This is a genomic window from Nocardia transvalensis, assembly GCF_015477765.1.
GTDB classification, from domain to species: domain Bacteria; phylum Actinomycetota; class Actinomycetes; order Mycobacteriales; family Mycobacteriaceae; genus Nocardia; species Nocardia transvalensis_A.
Genome location: NZ_JADLQQ010000007.1, coordinates 344589 through 356338 on the forward strand (window position 1 = coordinate 344589; position 11750 = coordinate 356338).

Consider the following 11750-nt stretch of genomic DNA (forward strand, 5'->3'; position numbering starts at 1 on the left):
GAGATGGCAAGATCGTACGGGCGGGTCTCGGGATCGAACGTCGGTAATCGATTGGACTGCAACGTTGTTCACCACACCACAGCCACCGGCCGCCGACCGGCCGGCAGTCGCCCACGGTTCGCCCGTCACCTTCGACGGGCCCCGAATCCCGCTGTATACACCGGAATTCGCCGCCGACCCGCATGGGGCGTATCGCGAGATGCGCAGTCGTTTCGGGTCGCTGGTCCCGGTGGATCTGGCGCCCGACACTCCGGCCACGCTCGTGGTCGGCTATCGCACGGCGGTGCGAATTTTGCACGATCCGGACCACTTTCCCGCCGACCCGCGCGCCTGGCAGCGCGGCGTGCCGCCGGACTGTCCGGTACTGCCGATGATGGGGTGGCGCCCGACGCTGATGGCCAACGCCGGTGAGGTGCACGCCCGCTATCGGCAGGCGGTCGTCGACTCGGTCGGCGAGGTCGATCTGCACGCCCTGCACAGCACCGTCGAACGGCTCGCGGTCCCGATGATCAACGCCTTCTGCGAAACCGGTACGGCGGATCTGGTGCGTCAGTACGCGCTGCCGCTGGCCTTCGCGGTGATCAATGCGGTGCTGGGTGTGCCCGCCGAGATCAGCCGGCGCCTCGCGGCCGGGATGGCCGCCATGGTGGAGGCCGTCGACGGCGACAAGGGCAATGCCATGGTCGCGGCGGCGATGAACGAACTGCTGGCGGTGAAATACGCCGAACCCGGCGACGATGTGACCACCCGGCTGCTGCACCACCCGGTCCGGCTCGAGGATATCGAGGTGCTCGGGCAGGTGCGGGTGCTCTACGGCGCGGGAATCGAGGTGGAGCAGAATCTGATCACCAACACGCTGCGGCTGATGCTGACCGACGACCGGTTCCGCGGCGACATCCTCGGCGGCAGCCTGTCCACCCGCGACGCCCTGGACGAGGTGCTGTTCACCGACCCGCCGATGGCCAACTTCTGCGCCAGCTATCCCCGCCAGCCCATCCTGATCGATGACGTCTGGCTCCCCGCCCATCAGCCGGTGCTGATCAGCATGACCGCCTGCAACAACGATCCGGAGATCAGCGGCAGCGAGCACACCGGCAACCGCGCCCACCTGGCCTGGGCCGCCGGCCCGCACGCCTGCCCCGCCAGATCCATGGCCTACCTGATCGCCCAGGACGCGATCGACCAACTGCTCGACGCCTTGCCGGAACTACGCCTCGCGGTCCCCCCGGAAAAGTTGGTGTGGCGCCCCGGCCCGTTCCACCGCGCCCTGGCCGCCCTGCCGGTGGAGTTCCCGAAATCACCGCCGATCCTGCCCTGAGCGCTGGCGCGCTCAGAGCAGGAATGGGAGGGTGCTGCGTCCGCGCAGGGATGACAGGCGTGTTGCGTCCGCGCAGGGACGACAGGCGTGTTGCGTCCGCAGGAATTAGAGGGGGTGCCGCGTGCGCCGGGGTGGGGTCGCGGTCGTCGTGCCGGCGTGCTTTGGGCCGAGATCTCGGGCGGGATCAGGCGTCGACGGGTTCGGGGGTGGGGGTTTCGGTGGGGTCGGTGAATTGGGCGGCGTTCCAGCGGGCGTCGACGATCAGGCCGATGATGCCGAGGGTGATGCAGGTGCCGGAGAGGGCCAGGAGGGCGGGGTCGGTGCGGCCGGTGAGGGCGTCGCCGAGGACCACCATGCCGATGGTGCCGGGGACGATGCCGACCAGGGTGGCCAGGAGATACGGCAGTAGGCGCACCGAGGACAGGCCCGCGCAGTAGTTGATGATGGAGAACGGGACCGGCGCGATCAATCGCAGCGAGCCCACCGCCAGCCAGCCGCGTTTGGCCAGCCGCCGATCGACCGCGCGTATCGCGGGATGGCTCAGCCGGGCCGCGACCTGCTCTCGGCCCAGGGCCCGCACCAGCAGCAGTGCGAGCACCGCACTGACCGTCGTCGCCGCCACGGCCACCGTGATCCCGAGCAGCGGACCGAACAGCAGGCCCGCGGTCAGGGTGAACACCGTGCGCGGGAACGGCGTCACCGTGACGATCGCGTGCACGAGGAAGAACACCACCGGAAACAGCGGACCCACCGACTGTGCCCAATCCCGGATCTGCTGCGGGGCCGGGTGCGGTGCCAGCAAGGTGACCACGACCAGAGCACCGCCCAGCAGGATCAGCGCCAGGATGCGCGGGTCGCGAATTCTCCTCAGCACAGCAGTCAGGCTACCTGTGCGAATTCCGCCTCCAGGGAACGGAGGTCCGAACAGCGATCGAACTTTGTTGCGGGGACCCGGCGTTCGAGGCGCGGCCGTCCGGTGAGATGCTGTCCGGGCCGGACGGCTGTGACGTGTCACACAACCGTGCCTGCCCCGATTTGCCCAGTGATCGGGAAACCATATGCATGCGGAGGGCACCGCGGCGGGTATCACTGAGGCAGAGGTCGGCGAGACGCGTTGTAGCATCAGAGGAAACAGAAGAATGCTCGTTAACTTACGTGGCTACTGACCTGCTCGAACGGCCGCCACGGCGCGCTGCGAACCATACACACAGCGGGCTGCGAAGTCGGTGCGAAGGGTTGGGCGGACACGCCGGCATCCGGTACAGCTGAAGGTATCGGATCGAGTGGAAGAGGAACAGCAGCGATGCCGATTGCTTCGGATCCGGGCGCCGATCCGGTGCCCGGATATGCCGCATGGCGCAAGGGTGTGGCCGGGGTGCTGGCCAAGTCCCGCAAGGTGGAGGTGGCCGAGCTCGGTGACGAGCCGGAGCAGCTGCTCGCGGTCTCGACCTACGACGGCCTGACCGTCGCCCCCCTCTACACGCGCCGTGACGAGCTGCCCGAGCCACCGCTGCCCGGACACTTCCCGTTCGTGCGCGGCAACGACGCCACCCGCGATGTGCACCGCGGCTGGTTCGTCAGCGCCCGGTTCGGTGGCCGCGACGCGGCCGAGGTGAACCGGGAGATCATGGCCGGACTGGAGAACGGGGTCAGCGCGCTCTGGCTGGCCGTGGGCGACCACGGCGTGCCGGTGGCGGAGCTGGGCACCGCATTGCGCGGCCTGCTGTTCGATCTGGCGCCCTTGACGCTCGACGCGGGTCCCGACGCCGGTGCCGCAGCGGCACAGCTGTTCTCGATCCTCGACGGATACCAGGCGGACCAGCGCGGCGAGATCCGGATCGGCCTGGGTGCCGCACCGCTGACCAGCCGCTTCGACGGAACCGTCGATATCGATCTCGACGAGACCGTGACATTGGTCCGCCACGCGGTCGAACGCCCGGAGTCGGTGCGCGCGATTGTCGTGTGCGGCACCGTCTTTCACGACGCCGGTGCCTCCGACGCGCAGGAGCTCGGTGCGGCGATCGCGGCGGGCCTGGAGTACCTGCGGGTGCTCACCGAGGCCGGTATCGACGCGCCGACCGCGCTGAGCCAGCTGAGCTTCCGCTTCGCCGCCACCGACGACCAGTTCGAGACCATCGCGAAATTCCGTGCGGCGCGGCGGTTGTGGGCGCGGATCGCGCACGAGCTGGGGGCGCCCGACCGCGGCAACGCGCCACAGCATGCGGTCACCTCCGAGGCCATGGTGACCCAGCGCGATCCGTGGGTGAATATGCTGCGCACCACCCTGGCCGCCTTCGGCGCGGGAGTGGGCGGCGCGGATCTGGTGACCGTGCAGCCCTTCGATTCGGCGCTGCCGCCGGGCGAACTCGGTGTGTCGCAGGCGTTCTCGAACCGCATGGCCCGCAACACCCAGCTGCTGCTGCTCGAGGAATCGCATCTGGGATTCGTGCAGGACCCGGGCGCGGGCTCGTGGTATATCGAGAGCCTGACCGATGCGCTGGCGGGCAAGGCGTGGGAGTTCATGCAGGAGATCGAGCGCGCCGGGGGTTACCGGGCGGCGCTGGATTCGGGGCTGCTGCGCGACCGCATCGCGGAGACGCGGGCGCGCCGGGAATCCGATGTGGCGCACCGCAAGACGGCGGTGACCGGCGTGAACGAATTCCCGAATCTGGCCGAGGAGCCGCTGTCGGAGGCGGCGCGAGTGCCGAGCTCGATCGCCCGCTACGGCTCGGCCTTCGAGCAACTGCGTAACCGTTCCGATGCGTATCTGGCGGCGCACGGATCGCGCCCGTATGCGCTGCTGGTGCCGCTGGGCCCGGTCGCCGAACACAATGTGCGGGTCACCTTCGCCGCCAACCTGCTCGCCTCCGGCGGTATCCAGACGACCAATCCCGGTGTGCTGGAGATCGGCGCGATCGCCGATGCGGTCACCGCATCCGGCGCCTCGATGGCGGTGCTGTGCGGCTCGGACGCCCGCTACGGCGCCGAAGCCGGTGCGGCGGTGGAACAGTTGCGCGCCGCCGGAGTGGCGACGGTGCTGCTGGCCGGGCCGGAGAAGGCCGTCGCCGAGTTGGCGGGCACGCAGCGGCCCGACGGATTCCTCACGGCCCGGATGGATGCGGTGGCGGCGCTGTCCGGCCTGCTCGAGAAGCTGGGAGCATAGATGACGACACGCGAATTCAAGCATGTGATCGGCAGTTTCGCCGACGTGCCGCTGGGTGCGCCGAAAGCCGCGCCGGCCGATGCCGAACAAGTCGAGGCGTTCGTGCGGGCGGCCGCGGCCGCCAATCACTATGCGCCCGAACAGCTGATGTGGTCCACGCCCGAAGGCATCGACGTGCGACCGGTATTCACCAAGGCCGACCGGGATCGCATTGTCGCCGAAGGCTATCCGCTGGATTCGCTGCCGGGTCTGGCTCCGTTCGTGCGCGGCCCGTACCCGACGATGTATGTGAACCAGCCGTGGACGATCCGCCAGTACGCGGGCTTCTCCACCGCCGCCGATTCCAACGCCTTCTACCGGCGCAACCTGGCGGCCGGACAGAAGGGTCTGTCGGTGGCCTTCGACCTGGCCACCCACCGCGGATACGACTCCGACCACCCCCGCGTCACCGGTGACGTCGGCATGGCCGGGGTGGCCATCGATTCGATTCTGGACATGCGGGAGCTGTTCGATCACATTCCGCTGGACCAGGTCTCGGTGTCGATGACCATGAACGGCGCGGTGCTGCCGATTCTCGCGCTGTATGTGGTGGCCGCCGAGGAGCAGGGCGTCAAGCCCGAACAGCTGGCCGGAACCATTCAGAACGACATTCTGAAGGAGTTCATGGTCCGCAACACCTACATCTATCCGCCCAAGCCCTCCATGCGGATCATCTCCGACATCTTCGCCTACACCAGCGCGAAGATGCCGAAGTTCAACTCGATCTCGATCTCCGGTTACCACATCCAAGAGGCCGGGGCGACAGCGGATCTGGAGCTGGCCTACACCCTCGCCGACGGTGTCGAATACATTCGCGCGGGTCTCGACGCGGGCATGGAGATCGACCAGTTCGCGCCGCGGCTGTCGTTCTTCTGGGCGATCGGCATGAACTTCTTCATGGAGGTCGCCAAACTCCGTGCGGGACGGCTGCTCTGGAGCGAGCTGGTGTCGAAGTTCGAGCCGAAGAGCCCGAAATCGCTGTCGCTGCGCACCCATTCGCAGACCTCGGGTTGGTCGCTGACCGCACAGGACGTCTTCAACAATGTCGCGCGCACCTGTGTGGAGGCGATGGCCGCGACCCAGGGCCACACTCAGTCCCTGCACACCAACGCCCTCGACGAGGCCCTGGCCCTGCCGACGGACTTCTCCGCCCGCATCGCCCGCAACACTCAGCTGCTGATTCAGCAGGAGTCCAACACGACTCGGCCGATCGACCCGTGGGGCGGCTCGTACTATGTGGAATGGCTGACCCATCAACTGGCCCAGCGGGCCCGCGCCCACATCGCCGAGGTGGAGGCGCACGGCGGTATGGCGCAGGCGATTTCGGAGGGCATTCCGAAGCTGCGCATCGAGGAGGCCGCCGCCCGCACCCAGGCCCGCATCGACACCGGGCAGCAGCCGGTGATCGGGGTGAACAAGTACCAGGTCGAGGAGGATCATCAGATCGAGGTCCTCAAGGTCGAGAACTCGCGCGTGCGTGCCGAACAGGCCGAGAAGCTGCGCCGATTGCGCGCCGACCGCGACAGCGCCGAGGTCGAGCGGGCGCTGGCCGAATTGTCCAGGGCCGCGGCCTCGTCCGAGGGCGGGATGTCCAACAACCTGCTCGCCCTGGCCATCGATGCCGCGCGGGCGAAGGCGACCGTCGGTGAGATCTCCGATGCCCTGGAGAAGGTGTACGGACGCCACCAGGCCGAGATTCGCACGCTGTCCGGTGTCTACCGCGAGGAGGCCGGGAAGGTGACCAATATCAGCAGGGCCATCGAACTGGTGGAGGAGTTCGCCGAGGCCGAGGGTCGCCGACCCCGCATCCTCGTGGCCAAGATGGGCCAGGACGGCCACGACCGCGGGCAGAAGGTGATCGCCACCGCCTTCGCCGACCTCGGTTTCGACGTCGACGTGGGCCCGCTGTTCCAGACCCCGGAGGAGGTGGCGCAGCAGGCGGCCGACAACGACGTGCACGTGGTGGGCGTGTCGTCGCTGGCGGCGGGCCACCTCACGCTGGTGCCGGCCTTGCGGCAGGCACTGGCCGAGGTCGGGCGGCCCGACATCATGGTCATTGTCGGCGGCGTCATCCCGCCCGGTGACTTCGACGAGCTGTACCGCGCGGGCGCCGCGGCGATCTTCCCGCCCGGCACCGTGATTGCCGATGCGGCGATAGACCTGCTGAAGAAACTGGCGGCCGAACTCGGCCACGAGATCGGCAGCGACGCAGCACAATCCACCTCAGCCGAATGACCGAGCGACCAGAACCGACTGTGCCCCCATCTGGCTCGGGCTCCTCCGTTCCCTCGTCGGGGTCGGGCTCCTCCATTCCCTTGCCTCGGCCGGAGGCCGAGGCAAGGGGCAAGCGGCGCGTAATCGACGTCGATGAGCTGGCCGATGCGGTCCGCAAGGGGGAGCGGGCCGCGCTGGCGCGGGCCATCACGCTGGTCGAGTCGACGCGTGCCGACCATCGGGAGCTGGCGCAGCGGCTGCTGTTGGCGGTGACCTCGGACGCCGAGGCGGTCGACTCGAATCGGGTCGGCATCACCGGCGTTCCGGGGGTGGGCAAGTCGACGTTCATCGATGCGCTGGGCATCTACCTCATCGGCCAGGGGCATCGGGTCGCGGTGCTGGCGGTCGATCCGTCCTCGACCCGCACCGGCGGATCGATTCTCGGCGACAAGACGCGGATGGCGAAGCTGGCGGTGGAGCGCAACGCCTATATTCGGCCGTCGCCGACCGCCGGAACCCTCGGGGGCGTGGCGAAAGCGACCCGGGAGACCATCGTGCTGCTCGAGGCCGCCGGATACGACGTGATCCTGGTCGAGACGGTCGGTGTGGGCCAGTCGGAGGTGACCGTCGCCAATATGGTCGACGTGTTCTGCTTTCTCACCCTGGCCCGGACCGGGGATCAGTTGCAGGGCATCAAGAAAGGCGTGCTCGAGCTGGCCGATCTGGTCGCGGTCAACAAGGCCGACGGCAGGCACGAGGTGGAGGCCCGTGCCGCGGCCCGCGAACTCCAGGGCGCCATGCGGCTCATCCACCCACGCGAATCGCTGTGGCGGCCACCGGTTCTCACCATGAGCGGCTTGAACGGCACCGGCCTGGACAAGTTCTGGGACACCGTCCTCGAGCATCGCCGGGTGCTGACCGAGGCGGGCGAATTCGCCGAGAAGCGCCGCCGCCAGCAGGTCGACTGGACCTGGACGATGGTCAACGACCAACTCCTGCGACGGCTGGCCGACAACCCTCAGGTGAAAGCCATTCGCGCCCAAGTGGAGAAGCAGGTCCGAGACGGCTCGCTCACGCCCGCACTGGCGGCCGAGGAAATCCTGCGCGCCTTCGACGCCCGCTGAGGGGCTCGATGGTCAGGTGGGTGCGGGGCCGGTCGGCTCGTCCCGCCGGATCTCGGCCCGCATCTGCGCCAATTCCGCACGCAGGGAACGGATCTCGTCGACCAGTACGCCGATCTCACGTTCGGACTGCTCGCCGGTGGCCTCCACGGCCTTCAGCTTGTCGGCGATCCAGCTGGTCGTGGTGCCGATGGCGAAACTGACCACGCCGATGCCGAAGGTCATCAGCACCAGCGCAACCAGGCGGCCCTCCCCGGTGACCGGGTAGTAGTCGCCGTAACCGACGGTGGTCACCGTGACCGCGGACCACCACAGCGCATCGGCGAAGCTGGTGACGGTGGCGGCCTCGGCACCGCGTTCGACGTCGTAGAGGGCCAGGCTGCACAGCAGCAGCACCAGTACCGAACTCGCGGCGACGAACAGGGACAGGCGCATACGCGTATGGGTGCGGGTGCGGCGGTCCACCGCGCCGAGGACGAGCAGAACCGCGCGCAGCAGCCGCAGCGGACGCGCCGGTGGGAGCAGCACGACCAGCAGATCTATCGGGTTCTGCCGGACGAATCGCAGGCGGTCGGTGGACAGGGAGAACCGGATCGCGAAGTCGGCGGCGAACAGAATCCAGATCGCGAGATCAATGCGCGTCAGCCAGATATCCAGGTGCGGGGAGGTGTCGAGCACCCGCCACGCGTAGACGGCGAGGAACAGCACGGCCAAGGCGGTGAGCGGGACATTGGTGGCCCGTTCCCAGGCGAGGCGGCGGGCGTCGTCCGGGGGCTGGGGTTGCGGTGTGGGCGTTTCCGAGTTGGGCATGATGTCATCCGTATCGGGGAAGGGCAGACGCATGTGACCGAAACCTTCCGAGTAGCACATTTCCGTCTCGGATCGGATAGCTGGGGAGTAGCGTGAAAGGTTCCTCTGCTGGCGCTGCCCGGCACCGAGGACGCGCCGGCCGACGTGAGGCGGGGGAGGAGCTCCTCCGTCGGAGCGAAGGAGCGTGGCTATGGCTCGGAATTCGATCGCGGGGCCGCCGCCCTTGCCTCCTGCGGACCCGCAGATCCTGGTCACGGTGGGTGATATCGCCTGCAGTGCGACGCGGGTGTACACACCCAACGGCGAATATTCCTTGGCGGGGACCACCTGGATCGTGACGCAGCAGACCACCGTGCGCGAGCGCATTCCCACCTACGCCATCGTGCTCGCGGTGCTGTTCGTCGTCTTCTGTTTCCTCGGTCTGCTGTTCTTGGCGATTCGGGAGCAACGGCTGGAGGGGTTCGTCCAGGTCAGCGTGCAGGCGCAGGGCTTCTACTATGCGACGCAGGTGCCGGTGGGCACCCCGGCACAGGTATTCGATACCGAGCAGCGGGTGAACTACATCCGCGGGCTGGTGGCCGCCCTTCCGGCGTGAGCGCGGCGGCGCCGCTTACGCTGCACCCATGGTCGACGATGACGTGACGCCCGCGGCGCTCGGCCCCGCCCCGTGGGGTTCGCGGCTGCTGGGTCCTGCCGACGAGGGATCCGTGCGGCGACGGGTCCGGGTGCAGGCGCTGTTGACCGTGCCGTTGATCATGGCCAATGTGGTCGGCATCGCCGTCGCGATCGTGCTGATCGCGTTCGTGCTACCGGGGCCGTCGGTGCTCAGCTGGTCCTTGGCGCTGCTGAATTTCGTTGTCGCCCCGGCCTATATCGCGCTGGCGCTGCTCGTCGGGCTGGTGTGGGGGACGGCGTCGGGGCTGCGGACGCTGCGCTGGGCGACCGACCCCGACCGCATTCCGACCGAGCGGGAACAGATCTCGGCCACCGCCGTGCCGCGCCGGCTGGTGGTGCAGCAGGCGGTGCTCTGGTTCGTCGGACTGGTGGTGCTGACACCACTGTATGCCTGGAGCGATCCGGCGTTCGTGCCGAAATTCGTGCTCGGCGCGGGGGTCAGTGCGGTCGTCGTGTGCGCGAACAGCTACCTGATCGCGGAGTTTGCGCTGCGTGTGGTGACCGCTCGGGTGCTGGACGCCGCGCCGTCGCGGCGACGGCGCGGCATCGGCGTATTCGGGCGGTCGGTGCTGGTGTGGATCGTCGGCTCCGGGATGCCGGTGGCGCTGTTGATGACGGTGGCGGTGCTGGCCCTGTCCGGTGTGCACGTCAGCACTCAGCGCCTGGCCGTCTGCATCCTGTCACTGGGCGGGGCGACGCTGGTCTTCGGTCTGATCTTGATGATGCAGACGCTGGCGGCGACCGTGGCGCCGATCCGCGGGGTCCGCAACGCCCTGCGCCGGGTCGAGGACGGCGACCTCGACGTCGCGATCACCGTCTACGACGGCACCGAACTGGGCGAGTTGCAGAGCGGATTCAACCGGATGGTTCAGGGGTTGCGCGAGCGCGAGCGGCTGCGTGACTTGTTCGGCCGCCACGTCGGCCACGAGGTCGCCGCCGCGGCGTTGGCCCGCAATCCGGAACTGGGCGGCCAGGAGTTGGAGGCGGCAGCGCTGTTCGTCGACATCATCGGCTCGACGAGGATGGCGGCCACCCGGCCCGCACCCGAGATCGTGACCATCCTCAACGAATTCTTCGACATCGTCGTCGACGAGGTCGAGGGCCACGGCGGCCTGGTCAACAAGTTCGAGGGCGACGCTGCGCTGGCCGTCTTCGGCACGCCCGCTCCCGTGGCCGACGCACCGGGCGCCGCACTCGCCGCCGCGCGCGCCATCCGCGCCCGGATGTCCGGTGCGGCAATCGAATTCGACGCCGGTATCGGAGTAGCCGCCGGACGCGTGGTGGCCGGAAACGTCGGCGCGCACCGGCGCTACGAATTCACCGTCATCGGCGACCCCGTCAACGAGGCCGCCCGTCTGTGTGAGCTCGCCAAACTCGACCCGGGCCGCGTGCTCGCGTCGGCATCGACCGTCGACGCCGCCGACCCGTCCGAGCAAACCCATTGGGAGCCGGGCGAATCGGTCACTCTACGCGGTCGCCTGGCCCCGACCCGTCTGGCGCGACCCCGCTAGTGTGCGGTCCTGAGCCGAGATCGAACAGGCGGGAGGCGTTGTGGTGGCAGACTTTTCGGAGCCAGTCATCGCCCAGGTCCAGGCGTTCGAGGGCGTGCAGGGCGTGGGGGTAGGTGTAGGGGATGTTGGGGAAGTCGCTGCCGAACAGGATGCGGTCGCCGAGGTCGCGCAGGTGCGGGAGTTCGGTGTCGGGGAAGGGGTCGGCGGACTCGAAGAAGTCGGTGAAATTCATCGTGGTGTCGAGGTGGACACCGTGATATCGGTCGGCGAGGTCGAGGAATTCGGAATACTCCGGAGCGCCCAGGTGCGCGATGATCAGCCGCAGTCGCGGAAATCGTTGCAGCAGAGATGAAATGGGCTGCGGTCCGGTGAATTGGCCTGGCACCGGGCCGGACCCGCAGTGCACGATGGCGGGAATCCCGGCGTCGGACAGCATTCCCCAGACCGGGGTCAGCAGCGGGTCGCCGGGGTGGAAGTCGCCGACCTGGATGTGCACCTTGAACACTCGCGCACCCGCCTCGATGGCCGCTTCGACATAGCTGTCGGCCCCGTGCTCGGGATAGAACGTCGCGGTGTGCAGGCAATCGGGGGTGCGCGCGGCGAAATCGGCCGCCCACTCGTTGAGCCAGGCCGCCATGTCCGGCCGGTGCGGATACACCAGCGAGGTGAAGGCGCGAACTCCGAAGCTGCGCAAGGTCTTCAGCCGCACCTGCTCCTCGTCGCGGTAGGTGATCGGCCAGGCACGCCGGGTCAGCGGGCCCGCGGCGTCGAAGTAGGCCCACACCTTGCGCATGACCTGATCGGGCATGAAATGCGTATGCACGTCGATGAGTGCGGGCAGTCCCAGCCGCTCACGGAAGCCGGTGGTGTAGCTGATGTCGTCGCCGTTGACGGTCACC

The 11750-nt window shown here is 68.4% G+C and carries 9 protein-coding genes; 6 read left to right on the plus strand and 3 right to left on the minus strand.

The annotated features are described in order from the left end of the window. The first annotated feature begins 64 nt into the window (after positions 1-64). Complete coding sequence (locus tag IU452_RS22395; protein WP_195111081.1) at positions 65-1318, plus strand: cytochrome P450; 1254 nt, start codon at positions 65-67, stop codon at positions 1316-1318. Between the two features lie 184 nt (positions 1319-1502). Here the strand turns inward: IU452_RS22395 and IU452_RS22400 are convergent, their stop codons facing one another. After that, complete coding sequence (locus IU452_RS22400) at positions 1503-2192, minus strand: TVP38/TMEM64 family protein (RefSeq protein ID WP_195111082.1); 690 nt, start codon at positions 2190-2192, stop codon at positions 1503-1505. 429 nt (positions 2193-2621) lie between these two features. Between IU452_RS22400 and mutA the strand changes: the two genes are divergently transcribed. From mutA to meaB, 3 genes are all read left to right on the plus strand, one after another. Continuing rightward, positions 2622-4481: a methylmalonyl-CoA mutase small subunit gene (gene mutA, locus IU452_RS22405; protein ID WP_195111083.1), complete on the plus strand. Its 1860-nt coding sequence runs from the start codon at positions 2622-2624 to the stop codon at positions 4479-4481. Beyond that, complete coding sequence (gene scpA, locus IU452_RS22410) at positions 4482-6755, plus strand: methylmalonyl-CoA mutase (RefSeq protein WP_195111084.1); 2274 nt, start codon at positions 4482-4484, stop codon at positions 6753-6755. An 80-nt stretch (positions 6756-6835) separates the two neighbouring features. Further along, positions 6836-7858: a methylmalonyl Co-A mutase-associated GTPase MeaB gene (gene meaB / locus IU452_RS22415; protein ID WP_228818520.1), complete on the plus strand. Its 1023-nt coding sequence runs from the start codon at positions 6836-6838 to the stop codon at positions 7856-7858. A gap of 12 nt (positions 7859-7870) precedes the next feature. Here the strand turns inward: meaB and IU452_RS22420 are convergent, their stop codons facing one another. Continuing rightward, positions 7871-8665 carry a potassium channel family protein gene (locus IU452_RS22420; protein WP_195111086.1) on the minus strand — a complete coding sequence of 265 codons (795 nt, stop codon included), beginning with the start codon at positions 8663-8665 and terminating at the stop codon, positions 7871-7873. A gap of 190 nt (positions 8666-8855) precedes the next feature. Here IU452_RS22420 and IU452_RS22425 point away from each other — a divergent pair, with 190 nt between their 5' ends. Together IU452_RS22425 and IU452_RS22430 are read left to right on the plus strand one after the other, a co-directional pair. After that, the gene (locus IU452_RS22425; RefSeq protein ID WP_195111087.1) at positions 8856-9260 is read left to right on the plus strand and encodes a hypothetical protein; all 405 of its coding nucleotides are present in this window, start codon (positions 8856-8858) and stop codon (positions 9258-9260) included. 28 nt (positions 9261-9288) lie between these two features. Further along, positions 9289-10851 (plus strand): adenylate/guanylate cyclase domain-containing protein, encoded by a 1563-nt coding sequence (locus IU452_RS22430; RefSeq protein WP_195111088.1) that lies wholly within the window; start codon positions 9289-9291, stop codon positions 10849-10851. Here IU452_RS22430 and IU452_RS22435 read toward each other — a convergent pair. Beyond that, positions 10802-11749, minus strand: coding sequence for an amidohydrolase family protein (locus tag IU452_RS22435; protein WP_195111089.1), 948 nt, complete (start codon positions 11747-11749; stop codon positions 10802-10804). The two genes, IU452_RS22430 and IU452_RS22435, sit on opposite strands and share 50 nt — an antisense overlap. Position 11750: the final 1 nt, after the last annotated feature.